Source organism: Pseudidiomarina salilacus (genome assembly GCF_047323925.1).
GTDB classification, from domain to species: Bacteria; Pseudomonadota; Gammaproteobacteria; order Enterobacterales; family Alteromonadaceae; genus Pseudidiomarina; species Pseudidiomarina salilacus.
Map to the genome: position 1 here is coordinate 134,351 of NZ_CP178752.1, position 15,509 is coordinate 149,859.

A 15,509-nucleotide genomic window follows, 5' to 3' on the forward strand; every position below is an offset into this window, starting at 1 on the left:
TGGCAACAACCAATAGGCTTTCAACGCTTGCACCAGAAGAGTAAGACATATAAACTTCTGGACGTCTAAAAATTACAAGAACAAGGTAAGCTGTATTATGACTGAATCGGCCAGCGCTCGTGCGCTACTTCCTCTGGCTCTTTTTCTCGCACTCTTTCTTGGTGCCGGTATCTACTTTCAACAGACCGGCGTCGACATGGCGTTTTACCAACTCGCCAGCCCAGTGGCGATTTTGCCTGCGATCATTTTGGGCGTACTGCTAAGCAAGCAGAAGTTTGAAGAGCGCATCAACACTTTCGTAGCTGGCGTTGGTGAACGCAATATTGTCACCATGTGTATGATTTATCTGCTCGCTGGGGCATTCTCCACAGTTGCCGCAGCGACCGGTGGCGTCGATGCGATGGTCGCTCTTGGCCTTAACGTCATTCCGGCAAGCTTCCTGTTACCAGGCCTGTTCATAATCGCAGCTGTGGTTTCGACCGCCATGGGCACATCCATGGGAACACTCGCCGCGCTTGCACCCGTGGCGCTAGGTTTAGGTCAAGCGGCGGAAATTGATCTGGCGTTGCTCGCCGGGGTACTGGTCAGCGGTGCCATGTTCGGCGATAACTTGTCGATCATCTCAGACACCACTATCGCTGCAACCCGTACCCAAGGCTGTAACATGAGCGATAAGTTCAAAGCCAACTTAAAGATCTCAATTCCAGCGGCGATTATTACCATTATTTGGCTCGTCACTTACGATACGGGCGCAGTGCCGCCGAAGATCCCTGAAGCCAACTTGTGGTTGAGTTTGCCATACTTCTTTATCATCGTGCTGGCGGTCTTGGGACTCAATGTGTTTGCCGTGCTTACCCTAGGGATTATCTTGGCGGCAGCATTTGGCATGGTCACTGTCGGTTATGAGTGGGTCGCGTTCAGCAAAGACATCTATGCTGGCTTTGTTAGCATGCAAGAGATTTTCTTCTTGAGTTTATTAATCGGGGGACTCTCGGCTTTGATTCGCCAGCAAGGCGGCTTGAAATTTTTGTCGAATACCGTCAGCAACGCCACCAAGAAGTTGTTCAAAAACCAGCAACAGCGTGCCGCTTTTGGCGTCGCCGGTCTGACTGGGTTAACCAATTTGGCCGTGGCCAATAATACCGTCACCATCTTGTTGTCTGGTGAAGTGAGCAAAAGGCTTGCCGAAGAAGGTAATTTGGCACCGCGGCAAAGTGCGAGTTTGCTCGATATCTTCGCTTGCGTGGTGCAAGGCGTATTGCCCTATGGCGCGCAGGCACTCTTGATGGGCGCAAGCTTTGGGCTTGCACCTATCGAAGTCAGTGTTCATACCGGTTATTGTTTTATTTTAGCGGCAGTTGCGATTGCCATGATTATCTGGCGCAAACCGCTTGAGGGGCGTGAGAATCTCGAGCCGAGCACGACTTAAGTCGTGCTCTTTAGTTCGTGCTCTTGAGCTCCATAATCCCATCGATTTCAATTTGCGCGCCCTTTGGTAAGGCTTTCACACCAATTGCGGCGCGCGCTGGATAAGGCGTTTCGAAGAACTCAGCCATGACTTCATTGACGATGGCGAATTGGCCTAAATCGATGAGATAAATCTGCACCTTGACCATGTCTTGTAATTCGCCGCCTGCCGCTTCACACACTGCAGCTAAGTTTTTAAAGACTTGCACCGCTTGCGCGCGAAAGTCTTCGCTAACGAATTCCATGGTTGCCGCCACCAGCGGAATTTGCCCCGATAAATACACCGTGGTACCAATTTTGACCGCCTGCGAATAAGTGCCAATCGCAGCTGGCGCATTTTCGGTGTTAATAATTACTTTCGACATGTTACTTCCTTAAGCGCGCGACGCGCTGAACATCTGGCATTTTGCGAATATGACGAATCACATCGGCAAGCTGCTTTCTATCATGTACGGTTAACGCCACATCGATGTAATAGATATTGGCATCAACTTCTTCTGTTTTCAGGCCGTGAATATTACAACCCGTGGCTGATATGGTCGACGTTAGTTTCGCCAAGGCGCCCTGATGATTGACCACTTCAACGCGCACTTCGGTAATAAATTCAGCTTCGGGTTTGTTGTCCCATTGCACCGGGAAGTAACGCCCCGGTTCGTCTTCATGACCGCGCACGTTCTTACATTCGCGCCGATGAATGACCAAGCCTTTACCCGGACTGACGTGGGCAATAATATCGTCACCCGGAATCGGTCGACAGCATTTAGCAAAACTGACCAGCAATCCTTCGGCGCCTTTAATGGCGAGGCTTCGGTAACTCGGTTGATCGTCTTTAATTTGCTGCATTTCGCCCAGTAAGCGTTTGGCAATCGCCACCGACATCATGTTACCCAAGCCGATTTCACGCAGTAGGTCCGTTTTCGAGGCAAGTTTCACCTCCTCGCAGACACGCGCAAACTCTTCTTCGGTAATGTCATTATAGTTGACGGGGCCCAAGGCGGCACGCAACAAACGTTCACCCAGTTGCTCGGCTTCGCGCGTTTCTTGGCCTTTCAGGTACTGGCGAATTTTCGCGCGCGCTTTACCGGTTACAGCAAAGTTAAGCCAGGCAATATTCGGTCGCGAGCCAGGTGCGGTTTTAATTTCCACGGTCTGCCCGGTCTCCAAGGGTTTACTCAACGAGTAGACCTTGTGATTGACCCGCGCGCCAATACAGGTGTTACCAATATCCGTATGCACCGCATAAGCGAAATCGACTGGCGTAGCACCTTGTGGCAGCTCAATAATACGCCCATCAGGTGTGAACACATAAATCTCTTCAGGGAACAGCTCAGACTTGACGTTTTCAATGAACTCAAAGGCATTACCGGTGCTTTGTTGCAACTCAAGTAAACTCTGCATCCAGCGGCGTGCACGTACTTGCGCGGTGGTGCCAGTGGCTTCATCGGTTTTATAGAGCCAATGGGCAGCAACACCACGGTCAGCCATCAGGTTCATTTCTTCGGTGCGGATCTGAATCTCGACCGGAATCCCATGCGGCCCTTTGAGAGAGGTATGTAGCGACTGATAGCCATTCGATTTTGGAATGGCGATATAGTCCTTAAAGCGTGTTTCGATGGGCTTATACAAATTGTGCAAAGCCCCGAGTACGCGATAACAGGTGTCGACTTCGTCAACGATCACACGAAACGCATAAATATCCATAACTTGCTCGAAGCGTAGCTCTTTGTGCAGCATTTTTTGGTAAATACTGTAGAGGTGCTTTTCGCGCCCCATCACACGTGCTTCGATGCCATGCTCTTGCAAGCGACTCTCTATTTCAGTTTGTACGCGCTCGACCAATTCGCGGCGGTTCCCTCGCGCTTGGCGCACTTGCGACTCGAGCAACTTGGCACGCCACGGATACAAGGCTTTAAAACCGTGTAGCTCTAATTCGTTCTTGATGTCGTGAATACCCAAGCGATGCGCAAGTGGCGCGTAAATCTCAAGGGTTTCGCGGGCGATGCGACGCCGTTTGTCCGGCCGCAGTGAGCCGAGCGTGCGCATGTTATGTGTGCGGTCCGCGAGCTTGATGAGGATGACCCGAATATCGTGCACCATCGCCATAATCATTTTGCGATAGTTCTCGGTTTGCAGCTCTTCTTTCGAGTCAAACTTGAGTTTGTCGAGTTTCGACACGCCTTCGACCAATTCCGCCACTGTGGAGCCAAATTGTTCGGCGAGATCTTCTTGGGTGAAGACCGTGTCTTCGATGACATCGTGCAACAACGCCGACATGATGGTCTCATGATCGAGGCGCATGTCTGCAAGAATGCTAGCGACAGCTACAGGATGGGTAATATAAGGTTCGCCGCTTTGGCGTTTTTGCGTTTTGTGCGCTTCTGCGGCCAGTTTAAAGGCCGCAGCGGCACGCTGAACGTGTTCAGCTGGTAAGTACTCGGCTAGTTGTTGCCGAAGCCCTTCAAATAAATACACCCGCGTTACTCAAGACCACGAATCGCATCAACTGCAGCTAGTTCGTCAGCTTCTTGCTGCGCCATTTCAGAACGCTCAACGACGTCGAGTTTCTTCGCGTCGATGTGACCTTCTTCAATTTCACGTAGGGCAACAACAGTTGCTTTCTCGTTACCTTTCCACGGCACCATCGAGTCTTTTCCTTGAGTCGCTAACTGGCGAGCTCGACGAGCTGCAACCAATACAAGGTCAAAACGGTTACCGATACGATCTACGGCTTCTTCTACTGTTACGCGCGCCATGTTTACTCCAACTCAACTGATTAATCTGCGATCGTGCATACGATCGAAAATGGGTCACGAATTATACGGATTTAGCCATCATTCGCCAAGAGATCTTTGAGTTTAGCCGCATGACGCGTTTGCTGCAATGCCATTCTTTGCCTTTGCGCCAGCACAATATGCTCAAAATTCAATAAGGTTGCGTCAAAATCTTCGTTCACCAGCAAGTAATCAAACTCATGATAATGCGACATTTCGGCTTGCGCTTTTGCCATGCGTCCACGAATGACCTCATCTGAGTCTTGTCCGCGTGAGCGCAAACGCTGCTCCAATAGTTCGAGACTCGGCGGCACAATGAAAATCGAATGCGCCGCAGGATAGGCTTCACGCACCTGTCGCGCGCCCTGCCAGTCGATATCGAGGAACACATCGATGCCTTGTTTGAGGGTCTGTTCAATGACTTGCCGCGAGGTGCCGTAGTAGTTATCGAAAACTTTTGCCCATTCATAGAACGCATTTTCTTCGATTTTTGTTCGAAACGTGTCAACATCTAGAAAGTGATAGTGTTCACCATCGACTTCGCCGGGACGCGGCGCTCGGGTGGTGCAAGACACTGACACTTGCATGCTGCCGTCATTGTGGCGCGCCAGCAAAGCACGGATTAGACTAGACTTACCTGCACCACTTGGTGCAGCGATAATAAATAAATTGCCGTCAGCTGTCGTCATCGATGGATTCATCTAAAATTTGACCAGTAAATGACGGCAAAGAATAGCATGTTGCGCACCGTTGCGCGACACCCTAACAACGAGGAAGCAGTCCATGACTACCGGATGGATTATTATCATTATTGCCGTTGTACTGTTCATTTACTTGATCAGTATTTACAACAAACTCGTGCGCTTAAAAAACCAGTTCGAAAATGCCTTTGCGCAAATCGAAGTCCAGCTGAAGCGCCGCTATGACTTAATTCCGAACTTGGTGGAAACCGCCAAAGCGTACTTGAGTCACGAGCGTGAAACTTTAGAAGCGGTCACAGCTGCGCGTAATCAAGCTGCCGCAGCACTACCTAAAGCAGCGTCGGATCCACGTAATGCCAGTGCCATGGCGGAACTCGGCGGTGCCGAAACGGCATTAGGCAGTGCACTTGGTCGCCTAAACGTGGTGATGGAAGCCTATCCAGACCTGAAAGCCAACGAAAATATGATGCAAGTGTCAGAAGAGCTGACCAGCACCGAAAACCGTGTGGCCTTTGCGCGCCAAGCGTTCAACGATGCGGTGATGAGCTACAACACTTACCGTCAGAGCTTCCCGCCGGTAATGTTTGCGAGCTTTTTTGGTCACAGCAAAGACGCCCAATTACTGGAGTTCGCTGACAGTGCAGAAATTCAAGCTGCACCTAAAGTACAGTTCTAACTGAGCGTTGTTATTCAACTATGGTTAACTTTTTTGAACATCAACAGCAGGCACGGCGTAACACCGGCCTGCTGGTTGTGCTTTTCTTTCTCGCCTTTAGCCTGATCATTGGCATTTTGACTGTTGTTGCAGCAATGGTGATGGGTGCAGTGAAAGCAAAACAGGGCGGCACTTACGAATTCGATTGGCTGCCTTTTATGTGGGTCAGCTTAGTGGTCGGTGGTGGCATTTTGCTGGTCATGTTATTTAAGTGGCTGCAACTGAAAGCTGGTGGCAAGGTGGTGGCCGAGCATCTCGGTGGTACCTTGGTGAGTCCTGACACCCAAGATCCGGTCGAACGCCGTGTCCTCAACGTGGTTGAAGAGATGGCGATTGCAGCGAATATGCCAGTCCCTGCGGTCTATATTCTGCCCAATGAGAGCACCATCAATGCCTTTGCGGCAGGTTATGACACCCGTGATGCGGTGATTGGCCTGACTCGGGGCGCGATTGAGACTTTTTCGCGAGAACAATTACAAGGCGTAGTCGCTCACGAATTTAGCCATATTCTGAATGGCGATATGCGCCTCAATATCCGACTTATTGCGGCGCTGGCGGGTATTCTTGCCGTTGCGCACCTGGGTCGAATCCTGCTGCACACTGGCTCCAGCCGCAGTCGTAATAATAAAAACCCTTTGCCCATGGTCGGCTTAGCTTTACTAATAATTGGTTGGATTGGCGTGCTGTTTGGCAACTTGATTAAGGCTGCCGTAAGTCGCCAGCGCGAGTACCTGGCAGATGCCGCTGCGGTGCAATTTACCCGTAACCCTGATGCGTTATCGGGTGCTTTAAAGCAGATTGGCGCACGTGAATATGGTAGTCGTATTCAGCACCAAAATGCCGACGAAGCAGCGCATATGTTTTTCGGTGAAGCGCTGCAACACTGGTTTGGCATGATGGCGACGCATCCACCGCTCGATAAGCGCATCAAGCGTATCGAGCCGCGCTGGAATGGTCGCTATCCGGAACCGCGCAAAGCCCGCAGCCGCAGCGAAAAAGAGCACACGGCAGCGCAGCCGCAGCCTTCAGCATTGAACAAGCTCGCAATGCTCGCCTTGCCGGCAGTCTTATTGGAGCAAATTCACAGCCCACAACAAGCGCCGCAGGTCGTGCATGATTTGGTGTTGTCGCAATTACTTGATGAACACAACGAAGTATTTGCCGAGCTGAATCCGGCACAACAGTTGGCGCTGGTGGAACTTGCAGTGCCGGCCTTACGTCAAGCGAAAGAAAGTGATCGGCTTAACCTATTGAAAGACTTGGAGCAGATGGCTGACAGCCAAGATCTTTTCCATTGGGGGCTGTATCAATTGTTAGCGCGGCAGCTACTACCCAAAGCGCGCTTTAAAGAAACCGTCGACCACGCTGAAGCGCTCACCATTACGGTGCACGCGCTGGAACAAACCGATAAAGGTCATGACGTTGATCGACAGCAATTGGCGTTGGCGCTGAACACCTGTCGCGGGTGGTCACCTGCGCAGAAACAGCGGCTGGTCGATAATTGGCTCACCACGGTGCGCAAAGATAGCAAGATCTCACCAGCTGAGCGACAGTTGCTTGCCATCTTGTGTGCTTGTATTGAAGTGCCGTTACCGGACGAAATGCTGCAGTAGGTGGTTATTCCACCTGCTGCAACCACTCGAGGATTTCGGCATGCAACTCAGCATCGGGAATCGCCGTGGTTAAATGGTGATAGCCTGGGCGCATCACCAACTCCACTTGCTCAGACTCCAGCGGTAAGAAGAATTCGTAGGGCGCAATTTCATCCTTATCACTGGCCGCGATAAACACCGGCGCGCTAAGCTCAGGAATGAGCTCGCGCAAATCAGTATCAGCCACGGTTAAGCCCTGTTTTTGCAGGGCTGCCGTAACCCCTTCATCGAAAGCTGCTGCCGGCAATAAACGACTCAAATTAGGCAACGTAAGCTGTGCCAGAGCGCGTGAGGCTTCATTCAGCGGACGCATCGGCGCTAACAGCATCACGCTGGTGACGTCGTCACGTTGCTTTGCTAGGTGGGCCGCTGCAACAGCGCCCATAGATATACCCATGATGTGCAACGGTTTAGGAACCTCGCGCGCAGGCAAGCTATCGATCAAAGTGGATAACATCTCTGCGTCAGTGACACCATAACTAGGTATATCGACACGTGAATCGCCATGGGCAGTCAGATCTGGCGCAATCGTGTGATAGCCGAGAAAGCGAAAGTGCAAACCGAGCATCAGGGTGGCACGTTTATCGACACCATAACCATGCAGTAGGACGACAGTTCCCTTACGCAGGGGTATTTCGTCACGCTTCAGCACGAGTTCTGTCTGGTAATCGACGTCATCGACTTCGATATCCATTTTCATGGTGTACTTGTCGTCCTCGGCAGTGGCCGGATGACCAAGGATATAGCCGGTACAACCGCCGAGATGCGGCAAGCAGAATTCGCGTTCACTAAAGTTAAATTGGCTCAAGTCGACTTCGTGGTCGAGCTTAAAGTTTTGCGGCCGCTGCGCCAATTGATATTCAACAATCGTTGCACAACCAACTAAAAACGCACTTGCCAAAGCAAGTGCGCTTATTTTTACTGCCTGTTTCATGCCGCCATTCCATGTGTCTGTTACTTGGCGATTACTCTACCGCAGTTGCTGGCGTTTGTGCAGTCTCCGGCACCGTCTTTACCAACGCCTGTTCCAAATCAGCAATGATGTCATCTGGATGCTCGATGCCAACACACAAGCGAATCGCCTCGGGCTTCACCCCAACTTTCAACTGCTCTTCAGGCGTCAATTGGCGATGCGTAGTGGAGGCCGGATGACAGGCCAACGACTTTGTATCACCAATGTTCACCAAGCGTTTGAACAACTTGAGCTTATCGTAAAACTGCACACTCGCTTGGTAGCCATCTTTCAAGCCGAAGGTCAGCAGCGATGCTGGCAAACCACCACGAATGTACTTTTGCGCCAGTTCATACTGCGAGTGATTTTCAAGGCCAGCATAGTTGACCCAAGCCACATCTGGGTGATGCTGCAAGAAGTGCAGCACGCGTTGGGTATTCGAGCAATGCCGCTCAATGCGCAGTTCCAGGGTTTCGAGTCCTTGCAAGATCAAAAACGCATTGAACGGTGATAGGGCCGCACCGGTGTTGCGCAAGGCGACAGTTCGTACGCGTGCGATAAATGCTGCGGCTTCAAATGCTTCGTTGTACACCACGCCGTGATAAGCCGGTTCCGGTTCATTAAACTGCGGGAATTTATCCGCATGTTTAGCCCAGTCGAAAGTACCGCCATCCACAATAAGGCCGCCGATGGTGGTGCCATGACCGCCAATGTATTTGGTCAGTGAATGCACCACAATGTGTGCGCCCCACTCAATCGGTTTACACAAGGTTGGCGTTGCCACGGTATTATCGACCACCAATGGCACCCCCTCACGCTCAGCAATCGCGGCATAAGCTTCTAGGTCGGCAATGTTACCGGCTGGGTTGCCAATGGTTTCACAATAAATGGCCTTGGTCTTGGCATCGATACAGGCAGCGATATCATCAGCATCAGCCGATTTCGCAAAGCGTACCTCGATACCAAACGATGGCAGCATGTGGGCAAACAAGGTGTAAGTGCCACCGTACAGATTCGGCGTGGTGACGATGTTATCACCGTGCTTCGCCAGCGTGATCAACGTGTATTGAATGGCTGCCATGCCGGAGGCTACGGCAAGACCTGCGATGCCACCTTCGAGCGCCGCAACCCGTTGCTCCAACACATCGTTGGTTGGATTCATAATGCGGCTGTAAATATTGCCCGAAACTGCTAAATCAAATAAGTCAGCGCCATGTTGGGCATCGTCAAAAGCGAATGCAGCGGTTTGGTAAATCGGTACCGCCACGGATTTAGTGGTCGGGTCGGTCTCATAGCCATGATGGATGGCTAGGGTTGCTGCGCGGTAATTCTGGGTCATGGAAGCCTCACTCAAAGCAAATACACTTTTAAATGTTTATACGTTTAGACGTCCATATTAATTAAAGTCATGCGGAATGCAACCCTCTTACTAACTATTTTTTAAGCGCGCGATCAATTGCAGCACGTCACTATGCACACCCGCAGCGGTAACCTCAGGGCCCGCACCTGGCCCTTGGATCACCAATGGGTTGGCATCGTACTGCCGTGACTGCACGGTAAAGTTCGCATTGCCGGCGGGTAATCGTGCGTAAAGTGAGCTGTCATCAATCGGCTGCAGCCGCGTGCCACCGCTAGTTTGGCCGGTACTATCACGGGCGACATAACCCAGATAAACAAATTGTTCAGCATTAGGGTGTTCACGTTGACGCCAAGCGTCGAACGCCTGATCAAAGTCGTCGAGTCGTGCGACAAAATCTGTCGCACTGATGGACTGCAAAGAGACAGGCACCAGATTTTGCATGCTGATGTCTTTGAGTTGCAATTTCCAGCCGGCTTCACGCGCCAAGATCACTAGTTTACGAGCGACATCCATGCCACCAAGATCGAGACGTGGATCGGGCTCGGTCAGTCCCATCTCTTGCGCTTTCAACACCCAATCTGAAAGCTTATCGCCGGCGCGGTACTGCTGGAAAATCCACGACAGCGAACCAGACAAATTACCTTCGACCCGTTGCACTTGGTCGCCACATAAACAACGCTCTTGTAACGCTGATAAAATCGGTAAGCCAGCGCCAACTGTGGTGTTATAGAGCCAATGACGTTGGTACTGACGCCGCACGCGCTGTAATTCTTGATAAAACGACCAAGCGCTGGAGCCAGCATATTTGTTGGCGGAAATAATATGGGCACCAGCTGCGAACCACGCGGGATAGCGACGACTGATGGTTTTATCGGCAGTTAAATCGAGTAATACCGGTTGCTGCTCCCGTTGCCGAGTCACTTGCAGCCATTGCTCAATGCCATCGGCTTGACGCGTTTGCGCATGCTTAGTAAAAGTTTCACGCCAGTGCTTAGTGTCAATGCCACGAGGTGCAAGCCACTGCTGTTGCCGACGAAAAATTGCGGTAACACGCGCCCGACTCGGTAACGGCAAGGTTGGCGCAAAATGATCGAGCCAATAACCACCAATGGTACCGACCCCTATTACCCCAATTGCGACTTCTGCACTGCTCATTAGGCCTCCATAAACTGTTGCAAACACGGCGCAAAGGCCGCGGTATTCAAAATAAAACCATCGTGCCCATGGGCCGTCGCCACTTGTTCATAAGCCTGACACTGGGGTAACTGCCGGCTGAACTCCTCGAGCAAGTGCGACGGCACCAACAGGTCATCTTTGAAGCCAATCACACACACTGGCAGTTGCAAAGCTTGCGGCGCGATCCGAAAAGCATCGAGAGCGGGTCCAAATACAGTAAACAATTGCCGTGCCTGTTGCGGATTCTGTTGCACTAAGCGGGCCGCACGATCATGCATATAATGAACCGCGGCATTACCATCGGGGAAGCGCACATCTAACCCAGTGGTACCGCGATAGGTGACCATCGCCAGCGCTCGCGCCAAAGCGACGCCGCGCTCTGGCTGCTGGGTTTGCGCTGCTAATTCGATAAAGTCGCGCTGTAAACTGCGTAACATCACCGCTTGTGCGGTCGGCCGATGTGCCGCACCCAGCACCGCCAAGCGTTGCACGCGCAATGCTTCATGCAATGCCAACACCATGCCGACACAACCGCCAAAAGAGCCACCGATGATAGTATGCCAGTGTGTACAGCCAAGTTTTTGCAACGCCAGCGCAATAGCTTCCGCTTGCGCTTCAACCGTCGCTGGCGGTGCATCGCATAAGCTATCACCCATGCCGCCTAAATAGTCCAACGTCCAGATTTCATAGGCTTGCAAGTCGAGGTGGGTGAAGAGCCCTTGCCACCAACCAGAACCGTCTGCTAAATACGCCAAGCGCCCACCCGAAATACCACCAAGCACCAGCACTTTTGGTGCACCGCGCGGCCCCTGTTGCCGCAAGCACAGCTCGCCATAACGGGTGTTCACCTTATGGTCAACAAACTCAATAGTCATAATCCTCTCAAGGAATCCGCCCCACCAACAGCCAATAGCAAACCGCAAATAGCTACAAATGTCAATCCAGACATCTAGCCATCTAAAACTTAAATCTTGTGACATCGACGTTTATTAATGATAATAAAACAATCTGTTATACAAATTATTGAGGAGTTAGCTTATGCCAACGTTCGATATTGTCTCTGAGGTCGATCGCGTCGAGCTGAAGAACGCTGTGGACAATGCCAATCGTGAACTCACCTCGCGCTTTGATTTTCGTGGCGTTGATGCCAGCATTGAGCTCAATGAGCTGACCGTGAAACTGGCTTCTGAATCTGACTTCCAAGTGCAACAGCTGTACGATATTTTTGCCAATCACTGTGCCAAGCGCAATCTGAGCCTAGCCGGCACCGAAACACCGGAGAACCTCACGCACAGCGGCAAAACTTTTAGCACCACGATTACCTTTCGGCAAGGCATTGAACAGCCTTTGGCGAAGCAGATCAACAAACTGATCAAAGACAGCAAACTCAAAGTGCAGAGCTCAATCCAAGGCGATAAAGTGCGGGTAAGTGGCAAGAAACGGGATGATTTGCAGCAGACCATTGCCATGCTGCGCCAAGCAGACATTGAGCAACCACTGCAATTTGAAAATTTCCGTGATTGATAGTTGCAGTTGAACATGGACTGGCAGCAGTTTGTGCAACAACTTCCGGGCATCGCTTATCAACTGATACGCGAGCCAAATGGTCGCTTCCGCTTTACCTTTTTAAGTGACTCGGTGGTCGACTTGCTTGGCTTTGAAGTTGCACCGCTGCTAGAAGATGCCGAACCACTCTTTAACGCCATTCATCCTGACGATGTTGAGAATGTCATTAGCTCCAGCGTGCTGGCTGCCGAGCAAGGGCTTGAGTGGCATTACCCATTTCGTTTCATTCGCCCCGACGGCACCTTGCTCTGGCTCGATGCCCATGACTCTGGGCGCGCTCGTGACGACGGTACCTTAGAGTGGAGCGGTTACATTGTTGAAGCAACGCATCGCAAGCAACTTGAGTTTGACTTGCGGAGCAGTGAAAAACGCTTTCGCAGCTTGGTAGAGCATGCCAACGATATTATTTTTACCCTCGATCGCAACGGTATTATTGATTATCTCTCGCCCAATCTCGAGCGTCATTTAGGCTACCAACGAACCAGCAGTTTACAAAAATCCTTTGAGCATTTTGTGCATCCAGACGATGTCGGTGCATGCCACGCCTTCATTCAGGCGCTGTTTTCTGACCATAGCCCGGTTAGTGATATTGAATTTCGAGTGCGCCATCAAAATGGTGACTGGCGCTGGTACGCTTGTCGCGCCTCGCGCATTGACGACCAAGATGGGCAACACCCGTATTTACTAGGTATCGCGCGCGACATCACTGAACAACGCGAACAGCGCGAAAAACTCGCGCGTATGGCCCGTCATGACATGTTGACCCAGTTACTCAATCGCAACCACTTTGACGAGCACTTTGCACGGGTATTGCAACACTGCGTAGCGCAACAACGCTGTCTGGCGATACTGTTCGTTGACCTCGACCACTTTAAACCGGTCAACGATGAACATGGCCACAGCATTGGCGATCAGATGCTGGTGCACGTTGCGCGACGACTCAAGTCATGTTTGCGGGATACTGATTTAGCTTGTCGCAACGGCGGCGATGAGTTTTTGGTGTTAGCGCATGACTTTACTGATTTAGCGCAGGCGGAAGAAGTTGCCCAGACCATTGCTGCGCGCATCCATGACGAGCTAGAAAAGCCCTTTGCTATCGAAAATAAGCAGCTGCAAATTTCTGCAAGTATTGGTATCGCGCTGTATCCAGCTCATGGAGCGACGGTTGATGTGTTAGTGAACTGCGCCGATAGCGCTATGTACCAAGCAAAAAAAGCGGGGCGCAAACAAACCATCATCGCGCAGCTGAAGAGCAATTAATGCATTCAGGTTTCGTTTGCGGACTTTGTTATCACCCCATGACTGAACGCTTTTGGCAACGCCAGAAAGGCAGCCTTGCCGGACGAGAATATTGGCGCTGCAACAACTGCCAATTGATTCAAGTTCCAGTCGCGCAACGGCTCGATGCCGCTGCCGAAAAAGCGATCTACGACTTCCATCAGAATGAACCCAACGACGCCGGCTATCAACGCTTTCTGAGCCGCACAGCAGAGCCGCTAGCGGCGCGTTTGAGCGCGGGAGCACAGGGACTTGATTTTGGCTGTGGTCCGCAACCAGCGCTTGCAGCTATGTTAAGCGCAGCAGGCTTTCCGACCACCACCTACGATTTGTACTACGCTAACGTGCCACAACGCTTGCAACAACAATACGATTTCATCACTTGCACGGAAGTTGTTGAGCATCTTGGCCAGCCCCGCGAGGTGTTCGAACAACTCGTGGCTTGCGTGAAGCCCCAATGCTGGCTTGCCATCATGACCAAGCGTTGGCTCAACCGCGAACGTTTCGGCAGTTGGTTCTACCTTAACGACCCAACCCATATCAGCTTTTTTCATCTCGACACCTTTCATTGGCTCGCTGGGCACTTTCACCTTGAAATCGACTATGTAGCTGCCGATGTCGTGATTTTTCGGCGGCTGGCTAGATAAACGCCAACACCAGACCACCTGCCAACCAAAGCAGCGCCAGTACCACAAGTGCACGCATCAAATAAGTCGCCAAGCCAATCGAAGTCGCCCCATGATCATGGTTATGTTCATGATGTGCATGCGCTTGCTGCTGTTGCCACCAAAACCGCGCTAATACCGCAGTTAAGACCAGCGCCGCAAGATTCAGATAGAATCCGTAATTGAGTTGAAAATGATCGCGTTCAGTGATGGCTTTGACGCTATCGCCACTGGGCAACAAATCAAATGCGGCAAAGCCATAATGCAGTATCAATGAAGTGGCGACCAAGCACACAAACAGCATCGCAACGATGTAAAGCGCCATCTTCCAACCATAATATTGGGCGTTGATACGCAGCACTGGCAACACCACTAAGTCAGAAAAGATAAACGCCATTACCCCAGCAAAGGCCACACCTTCGCCATAAAGTACCGCTGCTAAAGGAATATTGCCCATCGAGCCGATAAAGGTAAAAAACGCAGCAATGGGACCCACTACGGCCTGCTGCAACACTGCCCAAAAGTCGACGTCATTGCTTCCAGCACCAACACCTTGAAACAGCCAAGCGAAAAACTCAGACGGGACAAAAGCAGCGATGAGACCGGCAACGGTGAAACCCAACAAAATATCTTTCCATACCATTTGCCATTCCATGACAAATTTTTGTGCGACTTGTTGCCATAATTCCGGGTCGGTCAAATCGCCCCAGTGACGCAAATCATAGCCGTCATCATCGGCGCCCTCAGCATCTTCATCGCGCGCATTGTCAATCAATTGCCGCGGCCGCGTGAGCTTCACAAATAGCCAGGCCAAAACAATCAATAAAATACCGCCTAGGTACTCGCCAACGACAAACTGCCAGCTTAGAAAAACCGCAATCACAAAGCCCAGTTCAATAACTAAATTAGTTGAGGCCAGCAAAAACGCTATCGATGCGGTAAACGCAGCACCTTTATTGAAAAGTGCGCGGGTGGTCGCCAAAGCGGCGAAACTGCAGGAGCTTGAAATGAAACCGAAAAAAGCGCCTAAGGCCACCGATTTGGCGCCATCGTCACCCATAACTTCGCGCATTTGCCGACGCGTGATCAGCACTTGAATCACGCTACTAATAAAGTACCCCAACACAAAGGCCCATAGCGCCATCCAGAAAAAGCCAACACTGGTAAGGCTCGCCGACTGCCACTGCTGAAGGAATGCGTCCATCG

At 51.3% G+C, this 15,509-nt stretch carries 15 protein-coding genes; 6 read left to right on the top strand and 9 right to left on the bottom strand.

Annotated features, from left to right (window positions below):
• Nucleotides 1-49 precede the first annotated feature (49 nt).
• Nucleotides 50-1,429: a Na+/H+ antiporter NhaC family protein gene (locus tag ACJ8W9_RS10245; RefSeq protein ID WP_411359636.1), complete on the top strand. Its 1,380-nt coding sequence runs from the start codon at nt 50-52 to the stop codon at nt 1,427-1,429.
• A gap of 10 nt (nt 1,430-1,439) precedes the next feature.
• Here the strand turns inward: ACJ8W9_RS10245 and ACJ8W9_RS10250 are convergent, their stop codons facing one another.
• The 4 genes from ACJ8W9_RS10250 to gmk all read right to left on the bottom strand — a co-directional run bounded on the left by ACJ8W9_RS10250 (nt 1,440) and on the right by gmk (nt 4,927).
• Nucleotides 1,440-1,832: a Rid family detoxifying hydrolase gene (locus ACJ8W9_RS10250; protein ID WP_411359522.1), complete on the bottom strand. Its 393-nt coding sequence runs from the start codon at nt 1,830-1,832 to the stop codon at nt 1,440-1,442.
• A 1-nt stretch (nt 1,833) separates the two neighbouring features.
• Nucleotides 1,834-3,939 carry a bifunctional GTP diphosphokinase/guanosine-3',5'-bis pyrophosphate 3'-pyrophosphohydrolase gene (gene spoT / locus ACJ8W9_RS10255; RefSeq protein WP_411361002.1) on the bottom strand — a complete coding sequence of 702 codons (2,106 nt, stop codon included), beginning with the start codon at nt 3,937-3,939 and terminating at the stop codon, nt 1,834-1,836.
• Between the two features lie 5 nt (nt 3,940-3,944).
• Nucleotides 3,945-4,220, bottom strand: a complete 276-nt coding sequence (gene rpoZ, locus ACJ8W9_RS10260; protein WP_411359520.1) for a DNA-directed RNA polymerase subunit omega — start codon at nt 4,218-4,220, stop codon at nt 3,945-3,947.
• Nucleotides 4,221-4,291: 71 nt separating this feature from the next.
• Entirely contained in the window at nt 4,292-4,927 is a 636-nt protein-coding gene (gene gmk, locus ACJ8W9_RS10265) for a guanylate kinase (RefSeq protein ID WP_411361003.1), read from the bottom strand.
• A 94-nt stretch (nt 4,928-5,021) separates the two neighbouring features.
• Between gmk and ACJ8W9_RS10270 the strand changes: the two genes are divergently transcribed.
• A complete protein-coding gene (locus ACJ8W9_RS10270; RefSeq protein WP_034730684.1) occupies nt 5,022-5,615 on the top strand; it encodes a LemA family protein in 594 nt (197 codons plus the stop codon).
• A gap of 20 nt (nt 5,616-5,635) precedes the next feature.
• The gene (locus ACJ8W9_RS10275) at nt 5,636-7,267 is read left to right on the top strand and encodes a M48 family metallopeptidase (protein WP_411359518.1); all 1,632 of its coding nucleotides are present in this window, start codon (nt 5,636-5,638) and stop codon (nt 7,265-7,267) included.
• A 4-nt stretch (nt 7,268-7,271) separates the two neighbouring features.
• On the opposite strand, the gene ACJ8W9_RS10280 is transcribed toward ACJ8W9_RS10275, so the two are convergent.
• The 4 genes from ACJ8W9_RS10280 to ACJ8W9_RS10295 all read right to left on the bottom strand — a co-directional run bounded on the left by ACJ8W9_RS10280 (nt 7,272) and on the right by ACJ8W9_RS10295 (nt 11,669).
• Nucleotides 7,272-8,240, bottom strand: coding sequence for an alpha/beta hydrolase (locus ACJ8W9_RS10280; RefSeq protein ID WP_411361004.1), 969 nt, complete (start codon nt 8,238-8,240; stop codon nt 7,272-7,274).
• Between the two features lie 31 nt (nt 8,241-8,271).
• Complete coding sequence (locus ACJ8W9_RS10285) at nt 8,272-9,597, bottom strand: O-acetylhomoserine aminocarboxypropyltransferase/cysteine synthase family protein (protein ID WP_411359516.1); 1,326 nt, start codon at nt 9,595-9,597, stop codon at nt 8,272-8,274.
• 90 nt (nt 9,598-9,687) lie between these two features.
• A complete protein-coding gene (locus ACJ8W9_RS10290; RefSeq protein ID WP_411359515.1) occupies nt 9,688-10,773 on the bottom strand; it encodes a hypothetical protein in 1,086 nt (361 codons plus the stop codon).
• Nucleotides 10,773-11,669: an alpha/beta fold hydrolase gene (locus tag ACJ8W9_RS10295; protein WP_411361005.1), complete on the bottom strand. Its 897-nt coding sequence runs from the start codon at nt 11,667-11,669 to the stop codon at nt 10,773-10,775. The genes ACJ8W9_RS10290 and ACJ8W9_RS10295 overlap by 1 nt, the downstream gene beginning before the upstream one ends.
• Nucleotides 11,670-11,832: 163 nt before the next feature.
• On the opposite strand from ACJ8W9_RS10295, the gene ACJ8W9_RS10300 reads away from it, so the two are divergent.
• Genes ACJ8W9_RS10300 through ACJ8W9_RS10310 form a run of 3 tightly spaced genes read left to right on the top strand, consistent with a single transcriptional unit; the run spans nt 11,833 to nt 14,285 of the window.
• Nucleotides 11,833-12,318, top strand: coding sequence for a YajQ family cyclic di-GMP-binding protein (locus ACJ8W9_RS10300; protein ID WP_411359513.1), 486 nt, complete (start codon nt 11,833-11,835; stop codon nt 12,316-12,318).
• 15 nt (nt 12,319-12,333) lie between these two features.
• On the top strand, nt 12,334-13,620 hold the full coding sequence (locus tag ACJ8W9_RS10305) for a diguanylate cyclase domain-containing protein (RefSeq protein WP_411361006.1): 1,287 nt from the start codon (nt 12,334-12,336) through the stop codon (nt 13,618-13,620).
• Nucleotides 13,620-14,285 carry a class I SAM-dependent methyltransferase gene (locus ACJ8W9_RS10310; RefSeq protein WP_411361007.1) on the top strand — a complete coding sequence of 222 codons (666 nt, stop codon included), beginning with the start codon at nt 13,620-13,622 and terminating at the stop codon, nt 14,283-14,285. Before ACJ8W9_RS10305 ends, ACJ8W9_RS10310 begins: the two co-directional genes overlap by 1 nt.
• Here the strand turns inward: ACJ8W9_RS10310 and ACJ8W9_RS10315 are convergent.
• Nucleotides 14,278-15,507 (bottom strand): permease, encoded by a 1,230-nt coding sequence (locus ACJ8W9_RS10315; protein ID WP_411359510.1) that lies wholly within the window; start codon nt 15,505-15,507, stop codon nt 14,278-14,280. The genes ACJ8W9_RS10310 and ACJ8W9_RS10315 overlap by 8 nt on opposite strands.
• Between the last annotated feature and the right edge of the window lie 2 nt (nt 15,508-15,509).

Excerpts from the sequence above, each read along its gene's own strand:
- ACJ8W9_RS10315 (WP_411359510.1), bottom strand. The coding sequence starts at position 15,507 with ATGGACGCATTCCTTCAGCAGTGGCAGTCGGCGAGCCTTACCAGTGTT.
- ACJ8W9_RS10305 (WP_411361006.1), top strand. The coding sequence starts at position 12,334 with ATGGACTGGCAGCAGTTTGTGCAACAACTTCCGGGCATCGCTTATCAA.
- ACJ8W9_RS10295 (WP_411361005.1), bottom strand. The coding sequence starts at position 11,669 with ATGACTATTGAGTTTGTTGACCATAAGGTGAACACCCGTTATGGCGAG.
- ACJ8W9_RS10280 (WP_411361004.1), bottom strand. The coding sequence starts at position 8,240 with ATGAAACAGGCAGTAAAAATAAGCGCACTTGCTTTGGCAAGTGCGTTT.
- ACJ8W9_RS10300 (WP_411359513.1), top strand. The coding sequence starts at position 11,833 with ATGCCAACGTTCGATATTGTCTCTGAGGTCGATCGCGTCGAGCTGAAG.
- ACJ8W9_RS10250 (WP_411359522.1), bottom strand. The coding sequence starts at position 1,832 with ATGTCGAAAGTAATTATTAACACCGAAAATGCGCCAGCTGCGATTGGC.
- ACJ8W9_RS10310 (WP_411361007.1), top strand. The coding sequence starts at position 13,620 with ATGCATTCAGGTTTCGTTTGCGGACTTTGTTATCACCCCATGACTGAA.
- ACJ8W9_RS10285 (WP_411359516.1), bottom strand. The coding sequence starts at position 9,597 with ATGACCCAGAATTACCGCGCAGCAACCCTAGCCATCCATCATGGCTAT.
- ACJ8W9_RS10290 (WP_411359515.1), bottom strand. The coding sequence starts at position 10,773 with ATGAGCAGTGCAGAAGTCGCAATTGGGGTAATAGGGGTCGGTACCATT.
- rpoZ (WP_411359520.1), bottom strand. The coding sequence starts at position 4,220 with ATGGCGCGCGTAACAGTAGAAGAAGCCGTAGATCGTATCGGTAACCGT.
- ACJ8W9_RS10270 (WP_034730684.1), top strand. The coding sequence starts at position 5,022 with ATGACTACCGGATGGATTATTATCATTATTGCCGTTGTACTGTTCATT.
- ACJ8W9_RS10275 (WP_411359518.1), top strand. The coding sequence starts at position 5,636 with ATGGTTAACTTTTTTGAACATCAACAGCAGGCACGGCGTAACACCGGC.
- gmk (WP_411361003.1), bottom strand. The coding sequence starts at position 4,927 with ATGACGACAGCTGACGGCAATTTATTTATTATCGCTGCACCAAGTGGT.